General features: G+C 65.5%; 14 protein-coding genes. All 14 read right to left on the bottom strand.

Going from position 1 to position 22,146, the window contains the following annotated elements:
• Positions 1 to 430 precede the first annotated feature (430 nt).
• Entirely contained in the window at positions 431 to 1,651 is a 1,221-nt protein-coding gene (locus GXP39_04790) for an MFS transporter (GenBank protein ID NOZ27356.1), read from the bottom strand.
• Positions 1,652 to 1,657: 6 nt separating this feature from the next.
• Positions 1,658 to 3,160, bottom strand: a complete 1,503-nt coding sequence (gene glpK, locus GXP39_04785; protein ID NOZ27355.1) for a glycerol kinase GlpK — start codon at positions 3,158 to 3,160, stop codon at positions 1,658 to 1,660.
• A gap of 189 nt (positions 3,161 to 3,349) precedes the next feature.
• Positions 3,350 to 6,121 carry a peptidase S8 gene (locus tag GXP39_04780; protein NOZ27354.1) on the bottom strand — a complete coding sequence of 924 codons (2,772 nt, stop codon included), beginning with the start codon at positions 6,119 to 6,121 and terminating at the stop codon, positions 3,350 to 3,352.
• Between the two features lie 626 nt (positions 6,122 to 6,747).
• The gene (locus GXP39_04775) at positions 6,748 to 8,010 is read right to left on the bottom strand and encodes a hypothetical protein (protein ID NOZ27353.1); all 1,263 of its coding nucleotides are present in this window, start codon (positions 8,008 to 8,010) and stop codon (positions 6,748 to 6,750) included.
• Positions 8,011 to 8,114: 104 nt separating this feature from the next.
• Entirely contained in the window at positions 8,115 to 8,960 is an 846-nt protein-coding gene (locus GXP39_04770; GenBank protein ID NOZ27352.1) for a pyrroloquinoline quinone biosynthesis protein PqqB, read from the bottom strand.
• A gap of 108 nt (positions 8,961 to 9,068) precedes the next feature.
• The gene (locus GXP39_04765; GenBank protein ID NOZ27351.1) at positions 9,069 to 9,956 is read right to left on the bottom strand and encodes an ABC transporter permease; all 888 of its coding nucleotides are present in this window, start codon (positions 9,954 to 9,956) and stop codon (positions 9,069 to 9,071) included.
• A 29-nt stretch (positions 9,957 to 9,985) separates the two neighbouring features.
• Positions 9,986 to 10,960 (bottom strand): ABC transporter permease, encoded by a 975-nt coding sequence (locus GXP39_04760; GenBank protein ID NOZ27350.1) that lies wholly within the window; start codon positions 10,958 to 10,960, stop codon positions 9,986 to 9,988.
• A 150-nt stretch (positions 10,961 to 11,110) separates the two neighbouring features.
• Positions 11,111 to 12,772, bottom strand: coding sequence for a hypothetical protein (locus tag GXP39_04755; protein NOZ27349.1), 1,662 nt, complete (start codon positions 12,770 to 12,772; stop codon positions 11,111 to 11,113).
• A 486-nt stretch (positions 12,773 to 13,258) separates the two neighbouring features.
• Positions 13,259 to 14,560 carry an O-antigen ligase family protein gene (locus tag GXP39_04750; protein NOZ27348.1) on the bottom strand — a complete coding sequence of 434 codons (1,302 nt, stop codon included), beginning with the start codon at positions 14,558 to 14,560 and terminating at the stop codon, positions 13,259 to 13,261.
• 79 nt (positions 14,561 to 14,639) lie between these two features.
• On the bottom strand, positions 14,640 to 15,335 hold the full coding sequence (locus GXP39_04745; GenBank protein NOZ27347.1) for an ABC transporter ATP-binding protein: 696 nt from the start codon (positions 15,333 to 15,335) through the stop codon (positions 14,640 to 14,642).
• An 11-nt stretch (positions 15,336 to 15,346) separates the two neighbouring features.
• Complete coding sequence (locus GXP39_04740) at positions 15,347 to 16,375, bottom strand: ABC transporter ATP-binding protein (GenBank protein NOZ27346.1); 1,029 nt, start codon at positions 16,373 to 16,375, stop codon at positions 15,347 to 15,349.
• Between the two features lies 1 nt (position 16,376).
• Positions 16,377 to 19,301 (bottom strand): FtsX-like permease family protein, encoded by a 2,925-nt coding sequence (locus GXP39_04735; protein ID NOZ27345.1) that lies wholly within the window; start codon positions 19,299 to 19,301, stop codon positions 16,377 to 16,379.
• A 4-nt stretch (positions 19,302 to 19,305) separates the two neighbouring features.
• Entirely contained in the window at positions 19,306 to 20,688 is a 1,383-nt protein-coding gene (locus tag GXP39_04730; protein NOZ27344.1) for an HlyD family efflux transporter periplasmic adaptor subunit, read from the bottom strand.
• 79 nt (positions 20,689 to 20,767) lie between these two features.
• A complete protein-coding gene (locus GXP39_04725; protein NOZ27343.1) occupies positions 20,768 to 22,021 on the bottom strand; it encodes an extracellular solute-binding protein in 1,254 nt (417 codons plus the stop codon).
• Between the last annotated feature and the right edge of the window lie 125 nt (positions 22,022 to 22,146).

The raw sequence follows: 22,146 nt of genomic DNA, 5'->3' as shown, positions 1-22,146 counted from the left end.
CTAAAGGTGGTGGGAATTTCGCCAGGCCCATCGCAAGCCCGCAGGGGAGGTGCGGGAAGCTTCTTTGGGAGGGGTGCCCCTCAAAGCTCCCCGCTGTGTTTCCACTGAAAGAGATACACCACCGTTGTGAGAGTGCGTCTGAAAAAATGCCGTTGCTTCTGCTGCGGGGAGGTCCGGAGGGGCGGAGCCCCTCCGGAAAAAGCCCTTCTTTATGCCTTCGACCTGCCTGGCCTCGGCCTGAGCCCTTCAGGAAGGGCCGAGAAAGGCAGGTGCAGGCCGGAAAAGTGGGTTTCCCGTGGAGGGGAGGACCCCTCCACACCTCCCCCTGTGGAACTGGTCGTTGAGGGAAACCCCTCAGACATCTCGCCGGTAAATTTTCAGATACGCTCTGAAGGATGGCGTGATCGGGCCGGGGGAGCAGGCTGTGTGCTCAGGCGGGTCCTCCCTGGACATCGAGCGTTTCTCCGGCGTCTCGTTCGGTTCCCCGGGTGCCCCACCATAGGATCCCCAACGCGATGAGGCCCAGCACGGCGTAGCTTTGGAACAAAGTCGCCGGGCCGATGCGATCGAACAGGAAGCCGCTGATCGGGGTGCCGATCACGCTGGAGAGGCTGAAGAAGGTGGCCGAGAAGAGCCCCTGGGCGGTGGCCTTCAGCCCCTCGGGGGCCAAGGCATCTGCGTAGGCCACGCCAGCCACCCACAGCGCCCCGAAGGTGACGCCGTGCAGCAGGCTGATGGGGGCGGCCCATTGGGGCGTCGGCATGATGCCGTACAATAGCCAGCGCACCGCGTACAGGGCGTAGGCGATGGCGAGGGTGCGGCGGGTGCCGATCCGGGCGATGATCGGGGCGGCCAGGAACATCACCGGCAGCTCCGTCAGCGCGGCGATGCCCCACACCGCGCCGATCAACCCTTCATCACCGCCGGCCTCTTTAATATAGATGTTGAGGAAGCTGTGCATGCCGCTGTTGGCCAGCCCCAACACGATGAGGCTGATGGAGAAGAGCGCCCACGTCCGCTGGCGAACCAGCCGGGCGATCCCGCTGCGCAATGGGCTCTGCAGCCGGGTGCGGCGATCCGGCAGCCATAAGGCCGCGATCAGCACGCCCATCATGAGGGCGATGTAGCCCAGGAATAGCCAGTGGAGGCCGACCTGCTCCAGCACGTTGCCGAACACCCAGGAGGTGATCACGAACCCCATCGAGCCCCACAGCCGCTGGCGGCCGTAGCGCTCGCGATGTCCCTCCAGCAGCTCCAGAGTGGTGCTGTCCAGCAGCGGCATCATGGGATTGCTGAAGAAGGCGTACGCGGCCGTGAAGGGAAGCAGCCAGATGAACTGGCGCGCCAGGGACAATCCGAACACGGCGGCCATGGATCCGATGGCCGCCAACACCAGCAGCCACCGCGTCGCCCCCAGCCGATCGCTCAGCATGCCCCACAGGGGTCCGGCGATCATCCCCGTCAAAGGCGGCAGGGAGCCGATCAATCCGATCTGTGTGCCGCTCAGGCCGATGCTTCGATAGTATACGTTGAGGTAGGGAAAGATGGCCCCCACCGCCGCGAAGAGGAAGAAATACAGGGCGCGGACCGTTCGAAGCCCGCGCCGGGTGATGTCCGGTCGGAGATCCCCGGAGATGTTAGCGGTTGACATGAATCATCACGCCTCTGAGGTCTCCGCCCAACCTTTGGCCCGCTCCACGGCCCGCTGCCATCCGGCGTACAGCCGATCGCGCTCGGCGGCCGGCATGTCGGGGCTGAACTCCCGATCTACCTGCCACTGCGCGGCGATCTCCTCTTGACCGCTCCAGAGGCCCACGGCTAGCCCCGCCAGGTAGGCCGCGCCCAAGGCGGTGGTCTCGGTCACCACCGGCCGCTGCACGGGGACGCCCAGCAGGTCCGCCTGAAGCTGACACAGGAGGTTGTTGGCCACGGCGCCGCCGTCCACCCTCAGCGCCTGCAGCGGAACCCCGGCATCCGCCACCATGGCGTCCACCACGTCCCGCGTCTGATAGCAAATGGCCTCCAACGTGGCCCGCACCAGGTGCGCCCGGGTCGTCCCGCGCGTCAGCCCCACGATCACGCCGCGGGCGTAGGCATCCCAGTAGGGGGCACCCAGCCCCACGAACGCGGGGACGAAGTACACGCCGCCGGTGTCCGGCACGGACCCGGCCAGCTCCTCCGTCTCCGCCGCGGTGGCGATGATCCCCAGCCCATCCCGTAGCCACTGCACCGCCGCCCCGGCGATGAAGATAGACCCCTCCAGGGCGTACGTGACGCGCCCGTCCAACCCCCAGGCGATGGTCGTCAGCAGACCGCGCTGGGAGGGCACCGCCTGTTCGCCGGTGTTGAGCAGCATGAAACATCCGGTGCCGTAGGTGTTCTTGGCCATGCCCGGGGTGTAGCACGCCTGGCCGAAGGTGGCCGCCTGCTGGTCGCCCGCGACGCCCGCGATGGGCACCGCGGCGCCGAGGGCATCCGGCGCGCTCTCGCCGAACACGCCGGAGCTGGGGCGCGCCTCTGGGAGCATGGCCCGTGGGATACGCAGCTCCCGCAGTAGATCGTCGTCCCAGTCCAGGGTGTGGATGTTGAAGATCATGGTGCGGCTGGCGTTGGAGTAATCCGTGGCGTGCACCCGGCCGCCCGTCAGCCGCCAGATGAGGAATGTATCCACCGTGCCAAAGGCCAGCTCGCCACGCTCAGCCCGGGCCCGGGCGCCGGGCACGTTGTCCAACAGCCATGCGATCTTGGTGCCGGAGAAGTAAGCGTCCACCACCAGGCCGGTCTTCTGGCGGATGGCGTCCGCCAGCCCTCGAGCGCGCAAATCATCGCACATGGCGGCGGTACGACGGCACTGCCACACGATGGCGTTGTGGATCGGCTTGCCGGTCTCGCGGTCCCAGACGATGGTGGTCTCTCGCTGGTTCGTGATGCCGATGCCAGCCAGATCGCGGGCGTGCAGGCCTGCCCGATCCAGCGCTTCCCGTGCCACCTCGATCTGGCTATCCCAGATCTCCTCGGGGTCGTGCTCAACCCAGCCGGGTTGCGGATAGATCTGGGAGAACTCCTTTTGGGCTACGGAGACGATCTGGCCGTGCTCGTCGAAGACGATGGCGCGTGATGATGTCGTGCCCTGATCCAGGGCCATGAGGTAACGTGGCATGGCTTCCTCCCATCGTTCTGCGGTAGTCGGGATGCGGGCCTTCGCATTATACGATGTCTGGGGCGGGGGCGCCAGCCGAGATGGGCCTTGCCAATCGTCGATCCAAAAAGGAAGCCTCTCCCCACGGTGGACGTCGTGGGGAGAGGCGATCGGAGGAACGGGGACATGGAGGGCGAGGGGCTTCCCCCGTCAGGAGGAAGTCTCCTGCAGAAGGATCGGCAAGTAGATCCGTTCCGTTCCTCGGGTCCGCACGAAGGCCGAGTAGATGTCCGGGGCGGTGTCCGGCCGACGGTGATCCACCCAGACCACATATCCGTTCCCGTGGCCGTCCACGGCGATGTCGGGATCCTCCTGTATCGCCGGCAGATCGGGCGGGTCGTCGTTGATACGGAGATCCCCGGTCCACTCGTTCCGCCACGGCAGGTAGGTGGCCAGGAAGATGTCCGGATCCGGCTGCGCTTCCGTCGTGTTGCGCTCGTCCGTCCAGACGGCGAAGGCGATCCCATCGGCTGTGACGGCCAGGGCTGGATCCCGTTGCACATGGCCCACCGGATCGTGATTCACCCGTCGATCCGCCTCCCAGGTGCCCCCGCCGGGGAGCAGCCGGGCCCCGTAGATGTCCGGGTCGTCCTCGCCGTTGCGGAAATCCTGCCAGATGGCATAGACGGTGCCGTTTCCGCCCACGCCTACGTCCGGGTGTCGGGGCGGCCGCACGCCGTCTGCCAGGGGGTCGTTCACGAGCAGGAATCCCCGCCAGATGGTGCTACCGGGGCGCAATATGGCCCAGTAGATCCCGGGGTGGGCGGGGTCCTGGCTTTCCCAGACCAGGTGGACGTTGCCTCGCCCATCCACCGCTATCGCGGGGTTTCGCTGGTTCTTGGCGCCTTGCGGCCCCACGGGCTGGCTGGGCGTCCAGGAGCCGCCGGCGGTCTGTCTGGCCCAACGGAGCTCTATTTGATCCTCTCCTCTGCGCCAGTCCTCCCAGACCACGTAGGTTGTGCCGTGGCTGTCTATGGCGACGGCCGGCTTGCCCTGGCGAGCGGCTCCGGGGTCGTCGTTCACCCGCTGGGCCGCCCCCCAGCCGTTGGGCGCCGGGAGCAGCCTGGCCGCGTAGATGTCCATATCCCCGTCCCGGTCGTCTGCCCATACAGCTACCACGTGATCGCGCCCGAATAGGGCCACCTTTGGATCGATCACCGTGGCCGCCGCCGGCGCGTCATCGGCTCGGAGAGGGAAGCGCCATCCCTGCAATCCGAGGAACATGGAGCTGTAGGAGACGATCGCGTCGCCCAGGGTCGCATCCATCCACACGGCGGAGGCTCGCCCCTTCCAGTCCGCGGCGATGGCGGGGTTGTACTGCGCGGCGGAGCCGGTGTCCCGGTTGACCCGCATGTTGTTTCGGCGAGGGGGGACCTGGGGTGGACCTTCAAACGGCGTGGGGGTCGCCGTCGCGTCGGGCGGGGTGGTGGGTGTCGGCGTGCGTGTCGGCGTCGATGTAGGGGTGGGTGTGTCGGTCGCCCCGGGGACGGGCGTGGCAGTAGCCGTGGGCGTCCGGGTGGGCGTTCGAGTGGGCGTGTACGTCGGTGTGGGAGTGTCCGTGGCCCCGGGCGGAGGGGTGGGCGTCCAGGTGGGAGTGGGGGTACCGCTGGAGGCCGCGGATACGGCCGCCGCGGCGTCAACCCGCCCCCAGCCGTACGTCTCATCCCAGCCCGCGGTGCCCAGATCGACCGCCGTGGTCTCGATGATGGACTGCACCTCGTCGTTGGTCAGGGATGGGTTGACCGACCAGATCAACGCGGCCAGGCCCGCGACGTGCGGGCTGGCCTGTGAAGTGCCCACGACCATCGCGTAGCTGTAGCCGCTACCTCGCCAGTAGGTGCTGGAGATCCAGTGGTTCGGGTCCGAGTCGTAAGAGCTGGAGGGATTACCACCCGGCGCGGCCACGTCCAGATAGGATCCGGTGTTGCTGTAGTAGGCGTGCTCGTCCTGGTCGCCCACCGCGCCCACGGCCATCACATGGTCCAGGGCGGCCGGATATACCGTCGGATTGCCGTCCTCGTACTCGTTGCCGGCGGCCGCGATCAGGATACAGCCCGCGTTGTAGGCGTAGTTGATCGCGTCCTCCAGCGTGCTGCTGGACGAGGTGCCGCCCAGGCTCAGATTGAGGACTTTGGCCCCGTTGTTGGCCGCCCACTGGATGCCCTGAGCGATTTGGGAATAGGTGCCGCTGCCGCTGCTGTCCAGCACCTTGATGGGCATGATCTTGCTGCCCCATGATACGCCGGCCACGCCGAGGCTGTTGTTCGTCGTCGCGGCGGCGATGCCGGCCACATGGGTGCCGTGCCCCTCGTCGTCGCTGGGATCGCTATCGCCGTTGACGAAATCATAGCCGGAGACCAGCTTGTCGGACAGATCGGGGTGGGTGAGGTCTACGCCCGTATCGATGATGGCGATGATGACGCTCGACGAGCCGGTGGTGGTATCCCAGGCCGTCTCCAGCCCGATATGCGGCATGTTCCACTGATAGTCGGCGTAGTAGGTGTCGTTGGGCTCGGTGGTCAGGGCATGAGCGATGTAATCGGGCTCCGCGTACAGGACGGTGGGATCGCTCTCCAGCTGTCGGGCCAGGGCCAGCTCCCGCCCGACCGGCACATCCACCAATTCGACATCCAGCAGGTCCAGGTGTTCGCGGAAGACCACCCCTTCGGCGGCCAGTTGTGCCTCCCGCCGGGCCAAGGGGAGGTCCGGACGGAATTTGACCAACAGCCGACCAGGGACGAACGTTTGGGTAGACCGGGAAGCATGACGGAGGGCGATTTGGGGCAGGTTCCCATCGTCCCCCGGCGGAGGGCTGGATGCCGAAGCCCCTCCGTGGGCCATCAGGAGGATCGCGATCATGCTGACGATCGCGATGACGCTGAGAGCCGATAGGATCTGCTGGGGGAGTACTCGCACTTTCATCGTAAATGCTCCTTTCAGAGTGCGGCGGCAAACCCGCTGTAGCTGTTACGTCAGATACTCTTTGTAGGTGGTTCGTGAAGGTCTTTATGGGGGGAGCCCCCCATGCCCCGTTCGTCCTGGTCATGGATCTAGCGCGTCCTATCCTGACGCGCAGGTGCGGAGCTGTCGATGATCGGATGATGCGCGTGGTGTGCCGTCCAGGGGGCGTGTGTTCGAGGCGTTCGGTGATGGGACTCCTGGGACGGTGCTAGAGGTAAAACCGCGCTCTCTCAATTATACCGTGCGAGCGATCCTCCGGGTAGATGACTTGGGTAGGAGTCGAGGCAGAGAAATGCATCTGAAGCGAGTGACCCGAGCTCGGGTTGCCCATGCGGTGGCATGGTATGCTCCCAGCGGAGTGGTTTCTAACTCCTCTTGCTCATGGATGTCGTTTACTGGACACCAGGGTCATGGTACGAACACATTATGCCATCGAAAGTCTCGGATGACAAATAAATAATACTGTATTTCGTGCCGATTTCTTCAGGGAGATGCACGAGGATGTGGGGTGTGGGAGGGGATGCCGACGTCGTCGTGGCCCAACGGGAGGGCGCCTCGTATGCAGCCACACGCCCCACGCGCCCTAACTAGGGCGCGGAGGATCTACTGCTCAGCCACTCGCGGGCGAGCAGGAATCCCAGGCTCAGCATGGCGCCCAGGGAGGCTCCCGCCCATAGCGCGACCGGCCGCGTTGCGGGGAGGCTGTCATACAGAACGGCCAGCCGCAATTGTCCCCCGGCCGATTGGGGATCCTCTAGCTCCATGTGCAGATAGTAGCGGCCTGGGGGCAGCGCTTGCAGATCGATGGTCGCGTCGGTGATCTGTTTGGGATCGTCTGTCAGGATCAGCGGTTGCCCGGAGCGGACCGCCTGCGTCCCTTCCGCATCCTTCGCCAGCCACACGCGCACCCGGCCCTCGCCGTGGATGTTGGAGATGTTCGCACGGTGGGCGGCTCTGTCGATCGCAATGGGCAGGACGCCGTGTGGGGCTTCCGGCTCCACCCACACGGTCGCTCGTGACACCCGGGGGCCTACCGCCTGATAGACGGTCGTCGCCCACCACAGGGACACCATCGCCAGCAGCATGCCGCTGCCGTACAGGAGGAGCGCTCTCACATCGCGGCCGACGAGGGTTGCTTCGCTGGAAAGGGCTCCTTCGCCGGTGGGCTGATCCCGCTTGAGGCGATGCAACCTGTCGGTGTATTCCCTCCAGCTCACGTCCTGATCCAGCTGGGGCCCGGGTGGAGCCTCTCGGGGGCGCTCCGCCCGGCTGAGGGCGAACAGGCGCATGTACCACCAGCGCCACGCCTCCCAGGTGAAGTATCCGACGATCAGTGCCGCCCCCACCCCGAGCAGATACAGCGTTCCCAGGCTGCTGAGGAGCAGGTGGGCGATGGAGAAGGCCCCCGGATGTTCCACGACCCAGACGGCCACCTGGGCTCGCTGCCACAGCTGGGCGGTGACCACCAGGGTTGTCACCGCCCACAGCGAGGCGGCGAAGGTATAGCTCCAGCGGTAGACCCAGCCCCGCCGCCATGCGAGTCGCTCTGTCAGCGCGTAGAGGATGCCGAGCGCGGCCAACGCCGCGGCTCCCATGCGGGCTTGCCAGAGGAATCGCCACGCATTGGCCAGGCTGGCGCTCAATCCGGCGATGAGCACCTCCGTGATCGACCGCACCTGGCCGCCGATGGCGCCCGTGCGTGCGAAGCTGAGGGATTGCACCGCGCCGCCCAGAAGCAGGAACAGGAGCATCAACACGACGAAGCTGAGGCAGGCCATCGCGCCCGCGATGGCGCCCGCTACCAGGGCCTGTCCCCATTCCTGGATGCCCCTCGCTGTGTCACGCGTCATCCGATGATCCCTCCCCTCTGACTCTCTTTTCGCCCATTTGGGGGCGCCGGGCAATGATGTTCCTCATTATGTGGGGAGATCTGGGGAGAGACGATCGGCGGGGCCTATCCCAGGGGCCAATGCTCGCCCGCGGCCCCTACATGGAGGCCTCGCTCGGACACCCAGGATCGTTCCGGCCCGGGGGCCAATAGGGGGTTCGTATGGTTGAGGTGGATCAGCCACACATCGCAGTCGACCCCGGCCACCCGGTCGGCGGTATCGACGACTGGAGGATGCGGGACCACGCTCATGTCGACGCCCGGGAGCTCATCCGCGCTGAAGAAGGTCGCATCCAGCAGGGCGATGTCCATCTCGGTGAGGAAGTCGCGCAGATCGTGATCCCATCGATCCCACGAGTCGATGTCAGGGCAGTAGAACAGCCGTCGAGAGGGGCCGCGCACGACGAACGCCACCGTGTCGCTCAGCTCATCGCGATGGGGGACCTGATGAGGGGTGACGTGCAGGTTCGGGCCGATCCGGGCTTCCTCGCCGGGCGTGAGGATTCGAAGATCGATGTTGCGCAGCGCGATCAGCTGGGACCAGGGGGCGTTGTCGCGGAGAAACTCGGCCATTCGCGGCGTGGCGTAAACCGGCATCTCCTCCGTGCCCATGACCTCGCGACCCAGGTGGATCAAGCCGGCGTAGTGCCCGATATGCGCGTGGGTCAGCAGGATCCCGGCCAGGGGGCAGTCGGGAACGAACTCGCGCAAGGCGTGGAGTTGCTCGGGGAAATTGGGCGTGGCATCGATCAGCCAGCTTTGGCGATGGGCGCGATCCACCAGGCCCAGGCAGGCCGCCCACTGACGGAAGCTCGGATCTTCCCAGGCCCGACGGCAATGGGCGCACTCACAGCCTGTGTGGGGCACGCCCCCGTCTTGGGCGACGCCCAGCAGGATAGCCTCTACGCTCATCTATATCCTCGTGTCCTTTGATCTGGAAATGCGACGATGGACGAACGACGTCTCATTTTGCCGCCTCGCTCCCTGCCATGGCAGGAGAGGTACTCCCTTGGCGCGTCCTTAGCGGCGCAGGGATGGATCCAGCGCGTCGCGCAGGCCGTCGCCCACGAAGTTGAACGCCAGCACGGTGATGGAGATCAGCACGCCCGGTGGCACCCACATCCACCACGCCTCGGTCAGCCATATCTGTGCGCTCTCCAGCATGCTGCCCCAGCTGGCCTGCGGCGGTTGCACGCCCAGCCCCAGGAAGCTGAGCGCCGACTCGGTGAGGATCGCCGCGGGGATGGCCAGCGTGGCGGCCACGATGACCGGCGCCATGCTGTTGGGAAGCAGGTGATGCGTGATCAGCCGCCAGCCGGGCACTCCCACCGCCTGAGCCGCCGTGATGAACTCCGTCTCCTTGAGGGCGAGGAATTGCCCCCGCACCAGCCGGGCGACCCCCATCCAGCTGAACAGGCCGATGACGACCATCACGTTGTAGATGCTGGGCGGCAGGTAGGCATTTACCGTCAGGATCAGGAAGAACGCCGGGACCGAGAGGAAGACGTCCACCACGCGCATGATCAGGTTGTCCACCCGGCCGCCGAGGTAACCGGCCAGCGATCCGAGGAAGACGCCGATGACGATGGAGATGCCGACGGCCACGAACCCCACGGAGAGGGAGATGCGCGCCCCCGAGATCGCCCGCGACAGGTAATCCCGCCCCAGCTCGTCGGTCCCCAGCCAGTGTTGGGCGCTGGGCGGTTGAGGGTAGCCCCGGGCCAGCTGTGGATTGACCTGATTGGGATCGTAAGGGGCGATAACGTCGGCCAGGATGGCGACCAGGAACAGGAGGATCAAGACGAAGGCGCTGGCCAGCGCCAGCTTGTGACGGCGGAATTGGCGCCAGACCATGGCGGCCTGGCTCTCCGGCTTGCGTATGGCCTGCCGATCCTCGGCGAAGCTCATCTTCCGTGCGCCAGGGATCATCGTTCCCCCTACTGGTACCGGATCCTGGGATCTGCCCACGCGTAAACGATATCGGCCAGCAGGTTGCCCAGGATCACCAGGACCGAGGACATCATGGTGACGCCCATGATGAGAGGGTAATCCCGGGCCAGGATGGCGTTCACACCCAGCCGGCCCATGCCCGGCCAGCCGAAGACCGTCTCGATGATGAAGGCGCCGCCCACCAACACCGGCAGGGAGAGGCCCAGCAGGGTGATCATGGGGATCAGCGCGTTCTTGAGGGCGTGGCGCAGGATCACGGCCCGCTCCTTCAGCCCCTTGGCCCGGGCGGTGCGGATGTACTCCGCTCCGATGACCTCCAGCAGGCTGGAGCGCATATAGCGCATCCAACCCGCCAGTGAGGGCATTGCCAGCACCGTGGCGGGCATGATCAGGTGCTTGATGACGTCCACGACGGCCGGCCAGCCGCTGAGCTGCTCCCGGACCGAGCGCATGCCCACGGCGGGCAGCCACCCCAGGTGATTGGCGAACACCTGCATGAGCACGAGTGCGAGCCAGAAGGGGGGCACGGAGATGCCGAAGAAAGCGATGCCGGTGACCGTGTAATCGAACAGGCTGTACTGCCTGGACGCCGACAGGATGCCGATAGGGATGGCCGCCAGCAGCGCGATGGTCATGGCCACCCCGCCCAGGAGGAGGGTGTTGGGCAGGCGGGCCATGATGTTGTCCAGCACCGGCTGTCGATTGATGAAGGAATACCCCCAGTTACCTCGCAGGGTGTTGGTCAACCACTTCCAGTACTGGACGTAGAGCGGTTGGTCCAACCCGAGCTGGCGCCGAAGCCGCTGCAGTGTCTCGGGGTTGTTCCCGGCTCCCTTCGTCGGGTCCATGTACATGGCCGTGGGATCGCCGGGGGCCAGATGCATGATCAGGAAGGATAAGATCGAAATGGCGAACAGGAGAGGGATCATCTGCACCAGGCGACGGATGAGATACCGTCCCATACAGGACCTCCGCGGTGTGGGTTATCCAGGCCGTGAGCTGGCGTCCTGCGAAAAGTCATCGGCGCCTGCCGTTGCGACAGGTATTGTCCTCCTCGGCAGGCAGGGGCGAGCCCCAGACTCGCCCCTGCTACGTCTCTGCCGCGATCGTAATCACTTCTTCTGAATGTAGATCTTCTCCGGATATCGGAACGGAGGCAGCCGGCCGGGATCCAGCTCCGCCTCGTCGATGTTCACCCGATTGTTGACGACGTAGATCGTCTGGCGGTAGAACAGCGGGAGGACGGGCAACTCATCCCAGAGCAGCCGCTCCGCCTTCTCGTAGATCTGCTTTCGCTTCTCCAGGTCCAGCGTCACCCGCCCCTCGTCGAAGAGTTGCTTGATCTCCTCGTTGTAGAAGTTGATGAAGCTCAACTCCTGTCTCTCCGGGGCATAGGTGGCGGCGTAGTGGTCGGGATCGGCTCCAAAGAGGCCCCAGACCGTGAACTGCACATCGAAGGGCTTCTCGATATCGGGCTTATAGGCTGCCTGGAAGAACGAGGCGACATCCACGTTCTTGATGGTGACATCCAGGCCGATGTCCTGCCACCAGGCCTGGACCAGAGGGGCGATCCGCTGGTGGATCGCGGCGACGGTGAACACGCCGAGCTCGATCTTGAAGGGCTCGCCGTCCTTATCCACGATGCCATCGCCGTCGGTATCCTCCCAGCCGGCCTCCTTGAGCAGCTCCCTGGCCTTGTCCGGGTTGAATTCATACTGAGGCAGATCGCCCTCCTGGTAGACGAACACCGGCTGGTTGAAGGGCGAATCGGCCAGGGTGCCATACCCGAGCATCGCCGTGTCCAGCAGCGCCTGGCGGTCCAGGGCGTACATCAACGCCTGCTTCACGCGCTTATCCTGGAAGTAAGGGCGGGCGTTGTTGAAGAGGAGAACATCGCACAGGTCGCGAGTCCGGGTGAAGACCCGGAAATCGGGATTGTTGAGGAACTTGGGGACGTCCTTCCCGGAGATCTCGCCGAAGTCGATCTCTCCCGTCTGTAGCGCTACCAGGGCGGCGTCGGAGCTGGGGAGGATGCGCATGACCCAGCGATCCAGGTAGGGCTCGCCCCGGTAGAAATCGGGATTGGCCTCCAGAACCACGGATTCCCCCGAACGCCACTCGACGACCTTGAAGGGGCCCGTGCCGATGGGCTTCTGGTTGAACTCGGCGGTGTTGATGTCCTGGCCTTCCAGGATATGCTTGGGGATGATGGGCACGGTGATGTTGGTGGCGAAGGAGGCGATGGGCTGTTTGAGGGTCGCTTTGACCGTGTAGTCGTCCACCTTCTCGAACTTGATGGGCTCTCCGCCCTCAAAGAACCGCTCCCGGAAGCTGGCGGCCTGGACATCAGGATCCTGGAGGGCCTGGAAGGTGAACAGCACGTCGTCAGCCGTGAAGGGGACGCCGTCGTGCCATTTCACGTCCCTGCGCAGGTGGAAGGTCCACTCCGTGCCATCCTCCGAGACCTCCCATGATTCGGCCAGATCGCCGGCCACGATGGTGCCCCAATTCTCCCCTCCCAGGATCAGCGGGTTCTGGTTCAGGCCGATCACGCTCAGCGAGGCCCCATCATTGGCCAGGATGCCGTTCAGGGATGTGGGGTCACCGTTGATGCTCGTGACGAAGGTCCCGCCTTTCTTGGACGGCGGCGTGGGGGTGACCACCTTTTCCACGACCTTGGTTTCGACAACCGGGGTGGCCGCGGGTACGGCACAGGCGGAAAGCAGGATCGAGGCCATGACGAGGATGCTAACGAGCAACACGATCTTCTTCATGTCGATTCCTCCTCAGTTACACGACGAACGGGAGAGAGGTCGATTCGGCCGTCGTGAGCGGCCAAATCAACGGTTGACATGACACATGGACTGAGTGAGCGCGCATCTCTGGCGGTCGGGCGATAGGCATCACCTCCTTGCAAGGGGGAGCGCTTCCAGTGGCCCGTATGGGAACCTCCTGGGGATATATCGTTTGTTTGCACGGGGTGGATGGTTCTCGAGAGGGAGACCAGAGCGGCCCGCCATGGGCCAGAAGTCGCCTCTACGAAATCCGTGATCGGGTTTCTGTAGTCTCTCCGTTGAGCGAGGACGGATCCGCTCTGCGGCGGGCGGACCGCGTCGTGTAAAGCTCTCTGCGTGTGTAGGATCCTTGTCGCGATCTTTTTCCGGAGACTACTCGAACCTTCTGGTCTCTGTGTTGTGGGGTTGCGATTCCTTTTGATATTATGCCATCAAACATCTATGATAGCAAAGCCTTCCCCGCGGTCACGCGTGTGGGTATGGGCCGGGCTCCGAGCCATTTGGGGGCTCGGGGCTATTCGCATATGCCGCCGTCATCCCCAGGGTGATCATGGTCATGAACGCCAGATGCGGCAGGAAGAAGGCGGCGTCCACCATCCCATGTGCCAGCCCCGCGATCCATCCGGCCGCCAGACCGGACAGCACCGGCGATGGGTGCGCGGCGGTTGCCCTGCGCCACAGCCCGGCCCATGTCCACCCCATCGCCAGGACGGTCAGCAGCCCCAGGAGCCCCATCCAGGTCCCCAGCTCCAGGACGAGGTTGTGCGGGTGGTATAGCAGCGGCTCTCGCCAGGCGCTCAGCGCCATGTAACGTGGGTAGATCCACTGGAAGCCATCCAGCCCGACGCCCAGCCAGGGGTGATCCCGCCACATGGCCCAGGCGGCTTGCCACACCTCCGGGCGCAATGCCGTGCTGCCGCCTCGGCTCAGCGCCACCAGGGCGGCGAGCAGCGCTCCGCCCAGTAGCCATGGTCCGGCCCACCGGCGGCGCTGGAGCAGGGACAGCGCCGCGAGCCCGGCAGGCACGCCCAGCAGCCACGCGCCGCGCGAGAACGTCAGCGCCAGCGCCATGAGGATCACCCCCGTCGCGAGGAGAAGTGGCCGTCGCCATCGGCCAGCGGAGTGCAACGCGAGGGCGGCGGCCAGCGGCCAGATGCGTACCAGGAGCAGAGCGGCCTCATTGGGGGAATAGTAGACGGATCGCAGCCGGGGGATCCTCCCGGCCATCACCACGTTGCCGCTGGCGTACCCGGCCAACCCGATCAGGCTGACCAGCGTGCCGCCGGCGATGAGGCCCCCCGCCGCCCAGCGCATCCCTTTGCGGTCCACGGGAAGCAGACGCCATAGCAGGTAGAGGCCGGCGGGGATCAGGATCAGTCGCCGCAATGCCAGCCATGCGTCCCCTCGGTCCGGCGCGATCCACGCGGCCGCCCCACCCACGGCGACGAAGGCCAGGACCGCCCCGTCCAGCGCGCACAGCCGGCCTCGCAGGCGGCGCCAGCAGGGAATCGTCCAGATCAGCGCGGCTATGACCAGGGCCTCCGCGTGGGAGAGCCATGTGCCCCCAAGCGGTTTTTGCGTGTAGTAAAATGGCGTGGCCAGGGCGATGGCTGCCAATCCCGGCCCAGGCGATCGGACGATGAGCCAGCCGAGGGCGAGTAGGGGGATCGCCGCCCAGGGCCACGGCAGGGCCGCGTAGACGAGCGCTGCCAGCGCCAGTGCCCCTAGATCCCACAGCTCCGTCGTCCCGCCAAGAGGTTTCCACAAGGCGTGGAGGGCGTTGGCGAACAGGAAAAGAAGCCCGGGACGGTGCCCGGGCTTCTCTGGCGTGGCAAATGAGAGGTCTTCATGACTCCTGAACGATCTGGCCATCTCGAAGTTGTAGGATCTGATCCACGTACTCGTCCACCAGGGGATCGTGTGAGGACATCAGCAGGGTGACGTGCTCTTCCTCCACGATGCGCCGGAAGAGCGCCAGGATCTCCCGGGCGGTGACGCTGTCCAGCTCGCCGGTGGGCTCGTCGGCCAGGATCAGTTGGGGATTATTCGCCAGCGCCCGGGCGATGGCCACGCGCTGCTGCTGGCCGCCCGACAGCTCATACGGGCGATGGTGCATCCACTTTTCCAGGCCGACCAGGCTGAGGCAGTAGAGCGTGCGGTCGTGGCGCTCCCTGCCGTGCACGCCGGCGATGCGCAACATCAGCTCCACGTTCTCGTAGGCGGAGAGCGTGGGCAGCAGGCCGAATGACTGGAAGACGAATCCCACCCGCTCACGCCGCCATTGGGTGAGCTGCCGCTCGTTTAGCTCTGAGAGATCACGGCCGAACACGCGTACGACGCCGCGTGTGGGCTGATCCAGCCCTCCGATGCAGTTGAGCAGCGTGGTCTTGCCGCTGCCGGATCGGCCCTTCAGCGCCACGAAGCGTCCCGCGGGGATGTGCAGATTGACGCCTCGCAGGGCCGGGACCTCTTGGGATCCCACCTTGTACACGCGCCACAGATCTTCCGTCTCCACGATGTATCCATTGGCGCCGACGTTCATCGCTTCGACCATCAAGACTCCCTCCTGCTCTGGCCATCACGCCGCCAACGGCTGAACAGCTTGCGCAAACCTCGCCTCTCGGACCGGGACGTCGGTACGAGGTCGGCCACGGGGGTCTCCGCGGCCTGCGTGTAGGCGGATTGCGGGGCCGGGAGGATCAGGATCCCCTCCTCCGTCATCTCCAGGCGGGCGCGCCCCTTGATGCCAAAGTGCTCCAGGTATTCCTTGGGGACTTGCAGCCGGCCGGCCGAGTCCAACACGACCAGCTCCTCGAAGATCTCCTCTTCCTGGCCCTCGCCCTCCGTAACCAGGTCGCCCTCGGGCGAGACGGCCGCCACGGTTTGGCGCACCGTCTCGCTGGCCGTCTTGCCGTCCCGGATGGCGACGACCCGGTTCACGTGTCGGGCGATGCCCGGATCGTGGCTGACGATCAGCGTGGTCAGCCCGAACTCTCGGTTCAGGTCCTGGAACGTCTGGTAGATCGTCAGTGCCGTCGCCGAGTCCACCTCGCCGGTCGGCTCGTCCGCCAGGAGGAGGGAGGGATTGTTGGCCAGGGCGACCGCGATGGCCACGCGCTGCTGCTCGCCGCCGGACATCTGAGCCAGTTTGTGATGGCGACGCTCCGCCAGCCCGACCGCCTCCAGCAGCTCCTCCGCTCGCTGGCGCTTCTTCCGGCCCGTCACGCCCGCCAGCGTCATGGGCAGCATGACGTTCTCCAGCGCGTTCAGGTAGGGGATCAGGTTTCGGGCGCCCTGTTGCCAGACGAACCCCACCTTGGACCTCCGGTAGCGGTTGAGCTCGGCGTCCGAGAGCTTGAGCAGGTCGTAGCCGTCCACCCAGACCCGCCCGGCCGATGGACGGTCGAGCCCCCCCAGGATGTTCATGAGCGTCGATTTGCCGCTACCGCTGGCGCCGACGATGCCCAGTAGCTCGCCGGGGGCCACGACCAGGTCCAGCCCCTGCAGGGCCACCACCTCCAGGTCGGCGACCTTGTAAATCTTTACCAGATTATCGCAGATAATGAAAGGTTCTTGTGCCATATCACGCCGTCTCACCCAGTTTGACTGCCTGGAAGATCTTCATGCGGAGAAGCAGTGCCACGAGCGCCCCGAGGGCCACGACGAACAGCAGGCCGAACAGGGCATAGATGCGCAGGATGGCGGGCCATGCGATCTCCACCAGGAAGGGTGGGATGCGGGCCGAGGGGCCGCTGCCCACCTGCAGATAGGGGATGAACAGTTCGCTGACCCATGCGCCCAGCGCGGTGCCGGCCACCAGCCCCGTGAGGATCAGGAAGGCCAGCTCCCAGGCCAGGAACACCGCCATCTGGCTGGATGATAGGCCGACGGCTCGCAGGATCCCCAACTCGATGAAGCGACGCCGGAACGAGAACAGGGCGTAGAGCAGGAATCCCAGCACCGTGAGCAGGGCGGCAGCGGCGAAGCCGACGGACAGAAGGCCGAAGAGCCCCTGTCGCTCCGGGCGCTGCTGCTCCTTTGCGACCTCCAGGAGCGGAGCCCTCCAGTCCAGCAGACGCAGGTTCAGATCACGTACCCCCTCCGCAATCTGATAGTAATCCGCGTTGGGATCCGTCTTTAGCCATACGTCGTATGGGAATTGCCCCCCCGCTTGCTCGAAGAGATACTCCAGATTCCCCACGAACAGGGGGCCATCCTCCTCGGGGTACCACGTGGGGAAGAGATCGATGATCCCCACGACTTTCATATCCATCTCGGTGCGCTGCCCATAGGTATCCACAGAGACGCGAATCGTGTCTCCCACATTCAAGGCGTGGATCGCCATGAAGTCCCGCGGGACCAGCACGCCCTCCGGGGCGATGGCCAACGCGTTCATGAGAGAGCCCAACGATGAGGGGGCGAAGTCCCATCGCCAGAAAGCCACTTTGAGGAAATCAACCCGGTCCACGCCGATGAACACGCCCTTCTGCGTTCCCCCGCTCAGCCGGGTGGTGGCCGTGTAACGGCCCACCCGGGTGGCCGCCTGAACGCCCGGCACCTTAAGGTGTTCGGACACCGGCAGGAAGAGCCAACGCGGCCCCTCCTCCTCCTCGGGGGTGGTGGCCTCGCCCCCGCCGCCTCCTCCCCCGCCGCCGAGGGCCCCGAAGCCTCCGCCGCTCGTCTCCGTGCTCTCGCCGAGCTCGACGAGGCTCATGTCCGCGCCGTACTTGTAGTACATCTGGTCGTACAGATGGTTATCCAGCGTCTGAGCCAGCGAGGCGGTGAACGCGGACAGGCTCAGCGTCAACACCAGGAGGATCAGCGGGGCCGTATAAAGCCCGGGGGTGCGGGAGAGCTGGCGGGCAGCCAGGAGCACCCCTACGCTCCCGATGTGGGAGGCGCCCCAGGCGATGGCCGACATGATGGCCGGGAGCAGGCGCAGGATGAAGAGCGTGAGCGCGAAGATGCCCAGCGCCGGGACCAGGAAGAGCAGCGGGTTTTGGAACGGATCGTTTACCATCGTCCCGCCGCCTGCCGGCAGGGCGATACTTCCCTGCTGGCGCAGCAGATATGCGCCGTAGGCCGCGGGGATCAACAGCAGTATGTCCACCCAGGCTCGCTGCCACCAGGGCGGGCGCAGCATGCGCGCTCGCTCCTGTTTATAGGTCACGATGGTGTGACGGGCCGCGCCGATGGTAGGCATCACCTGTGCCACCAGGGCCAGCCCGATGGCCACCGCGCCGAAGCGCAGGGATGCCATCGTGACCCCCACCCGAAGATCGGACTGCGCCGTGAAGTTCAGGAAGCTGCGCGCCTTCCCGATGACGTGGGCGATCATCTCGCCCACGGGGGAGCCCAGGGCCAGGGCTATCACCCCCAGGAGCAACGCCTCCAGAGTGGCGATCCCAACCACCTGTGCGGCTGTCGCCCCCCGGCTGCGCAGGATGGCGATCTCCCCGCGTTGTCTTCCCACGGTCAGTCCCACCACCAGGCCCACGAACGCCAGGATCAGCCCGATGATGGGTACGCTGAAGGCGTAGAGTAGGATCGTGAGCAATGAGGCCGCCTTCCGATATCGCTGCAGGGCGTCCGTCGGGGATACGTCCAGGCTCGTGTTCGGGAGGAGGGCGGCCACGCGCTGTTGCATCGCGGTGATGCGGGTGAGCAACGAGCCCACATCGCTGGAGTGAACGTTGGAGCCGTCCATGACGAAGTACCACAGCGCCAGGTAGACCTCGTCCTCCAGGTAGGGGCTGATGCGCCCGGCGAAGGTGCTCTCTGGCACGAGCAGCAGATCTTCCAGCGCCGCCGGCTTGTAGAACCAGTATTCCTCATCGGGATCCGTGGCCTTCCAGACGCCGGCGATCCGGACAGGGATCTGGATGCTTCGGCCGCCCTGGGTGCCGCGTCGGTCGAAGGCGATGTAGGTCTCGCCGACCTGGAGGCCCAGCTCCAGCGCGCGAGGCTCGCTGACCAGGACCTCCACCACGCTATTGTCCACGGGCTCGGCGACGGCCGGGAAGTTGCCCTCCAGCAGGGTGATGTGCTTCTCCAGATCGCTGACGAAGGCGAAGCTCACCCAGGCCAGAGGCTGCTTGGTGTCGGCGTAGGCGATATCCTCTTGCGGGAAGAGCCGGAAGTTGTTGGTCTTGAAGTGCCGCACCATCAGCTTCTGCGGCAGCCCCAGGGAGGCTTCCGTGTGCTCCGTGAGGTATTGATCGAGTTGTTGGACATCCTCCCACTGTACGGGGCCGTGCCAGGCGCCGAGGTATCGGAACATGAAGGCGAAGGGGGGCCGGGTCGTGCTCCCACCCGGCACGTTCTCCCCGCCGGACAGCTCCTGACGCAGGATGCGGTAGTACACCGCGTCAGCGTACAGGGGCACACTCATCACCAATGCGACGGCGACGACCAATCCCAGCGCCGTCGCCAGCGCCAGCCCGCGTTGTGAGAGCAGGCGTTTCGTGGCTACGACAAAGATCGCCCACGTGCGTAGAAGTATATTCATACCGCTACTGCCCTATCACGACCTGTCCTTCGGTCAAACCTTCCTCGATCTCCCACCGATCCTCACCCTGGATGCCGACCTTCACATCCACCCGTCGCTGCGCATCGCCCTCCTTCACGACCACGAACCGGCGGCCTTCGAAGGTGCGGACCGCCTGCGGCGGCAGCCAGAGCACGTCCTCCTTGCGCTCCAGCACGACGGTCACCCGTGCCAGGTCTCCCAGCTCAAAGCCCGCCTCGGCCGCCGAGGTCTTCAGCGCCACCCGGGTCGATTTGTCCTCCTCATCGAGCCCTTCCGTGCGCCCACCGCCGCCATAGGGGTACGGCAGGCGGCGGATGTATCCCTCCAGCTCCTCGCCGGGGCGGCTGACCAGGACGATGGTGGCCGGCATGCCCTCCGCCAGGTCCTGGAGCTGGGTGCTGGTCAGGTCGGCGCTGATCTCCAGCTCGCTGGGATCGGCGACGACCACCACGGGCTTGAAGGCATCCACCGGCCGGCCTTCCGTCAGGCTGATCGAGAGCACCTGCCCATCGAAGGGGGCGATGATCTGCGCGTCGGCGATGGCCGCCTCCAGCTTCTGCACCTTCAACTGGGCCCGCTCCACGTCGTTCTTCAGGAGCGGGTCGACGCCCGTGTTGAGCTCATCCAATGCGATCTGGGCCAGCTCCACCTGTCGCTCTTTGATGGCGACTTGGTACTTGTAAGCCGCGATATCCTGGAGGACCAGGTCATAGGTCGCCTTGGCCTTTTGGTAGTTCAAGGTCGCCTGTTGTAGGGCGGCCGCCTGCTGAGTGGCAGCCCGGTCGTTGCGCCAGGCGATCGCGTTGTATTCCTCCTGCGCTCGCTGCAACGTGATCTGGGCCTTCTCCAGGTCTGCCTCCGCCTGCGCCTTGCGCGGCGTGGGATCCTGGGCCTTGGCCGCCTCCAGGCTCAGCTTGGCGATCTCCAAATTGACCTGAGCCCGTCGGATCTGGTTCTGCAGCTCGCGCTCCGCCTCTTGTAACCGCACCTGGGCCCGTTCCAGCTCAAGCTGGGCGGAGGTCAGCTCTCGCTCCAGATCATCGATCTCTAAATCTGCCAGCACCTGGCCGGCCTTGACGAAATCGTTGCGCTGGACGAAGACGTGGCGCACACGGCCGCTGGTGCGGAAGTAAAGCTCCTTCTCAAGGACCGGCGCGATGCGGCCTGTGAAGGTGAGCTTCTTGACCACCTCGCCCCGCTGCACCCGATAGGTGGGCTTTGTGGGCACGATGGGAGTGGGGATGGGGGTGGGCGTTGGCTCCTCTCGCGCGGGTGCACGAGAGCGCCCTGTCGGCAGTAGGGCACAGCTCGTCACCATTATCACGGTCATCACCAGTGCAGCAAAGCGCGCTGCTCGCCGTATCATGGAACGGAACCTCCTCACGGTATTCATAAGCTGTTCAACTACAGCTTATTTCCTATAGGCTTATAGACGGATGCGGCGTTCACCCGCCGGCCGCATCTACACGGCGCTGGGCGTCCCGCAGCGCGTCCTCGACGGGGCGCCCTCCCTCCAGGATCTCGCGCACGGCCCGCTCCAGGGCGACCGCGTAGATGTCGAATTCGGGGCCGGGCGCGACGACGACGCTATCCATGGCCGCCTTGACGAAGACGTCATATTGCTCTACCCCGAGCTTCTCCTGGAAGTCGGGATCCTCCAGAAGGGAGCGTCGCACGGGCAGGCCGCTGGTCTGCTCGAAGCGATGGGACAGGAAGGAGATCCACTGCCAGGCGTCTCCCGGATGCGTCGCCGAGGTCGGGATCACGTACATGGCCAGGAGGGCGATGGTGCGTCCGGAGCTCCCCTTCGGCAGGGGGGCCACCCCCCAGCGGAACTGCCAGGGCACGGCGTCCCAACGCCCGCCGCGCTGGGACATCCAGTTCAGCCACATGCCGGCGCGCCCCAATGCGATGGGATCGCCCGTCTGCCGACGCAGCTCATCCGGCGTGGGCATCACGCCGTGGACCAGCGCCAGGTTTGTGTACCATTCGATGGCGCGCATCACCGGCTCGCCGTCCAGTCGTAGCGTCTGCGGGTTCAGGAGGTCATCCCCCCATAGCGCCGCCAGCTCCTCGGCGACGAAGGCCAGGTAATCTGGCAGCGCGCCCGCGGGGTAGAACCCGTACTGTTTCCCCCCGTCCGGAAGCGGTTGCGTCAGGGCCTGGGCGATCGCCACGAAATCACTCCACGTCCAATCCGGTGGAGGGTAGGGAACCCCCGCCTGGTCGAACAGATCCTTGTTGTAGTACAGGACCAGGACGTCCAGATCGACCGGGAGGGCCATGAGCTGCCCCTGGTAGCGCACGGAGTCCAGGACCTTGGGCAGGTAATCGTCCAGGAAGTCGGGTGAATCCGCCTCGATAAACGGATCCAATGGGCGCAGATCACCGACGTCGTTGATCGCCCATCCCCAGGAGAGCACGGCATCCGCGCCCGCGCTCAAGGCCGAGCGCAGGCTGGCGGAGCCGGACACGGGCTTCAGCTCGACGGTGATCTCGGGATGGGCGGTGTGAAACTCATCCGCCAATCGCTGATAGGCCGTCAGCAATTCCCCGGGCTGGTTGTACAGGATGAACTGGATCGTGCGTGGCTCCGGCGTGGGGGTCGCTCGCCCGCCGCATCCGGCCATGCTCAGCGTCAGGGCGAGGATCAGGACGATCGCTCCCACGCGGTAGATTCTCTCTACCGTCTTCTTCATCCGCTCTCTCCTCGGCTCACACGATGTGGCCTTTGGCATATCCTGTCGCCAGTGATTGTGGCGCAAGTCTCATTATACTGCAAGGTGTGCACTCAGGCAACGAGCGCCATCATGGCGCGCGCCCC

The organism is Chloroflexota bacterium (genome assembly GCA_013152435.1).
Lineage (GTDB): Bacteria > Chloroflexota > Anaerolineae > DUEN01 > DUEN01 > DUEN01.
The sequence above is the reverse complement of the archived record's forward strand: the minus strand, read 5'-3'. Positions and strand labels throughout refer to the sequence as shown.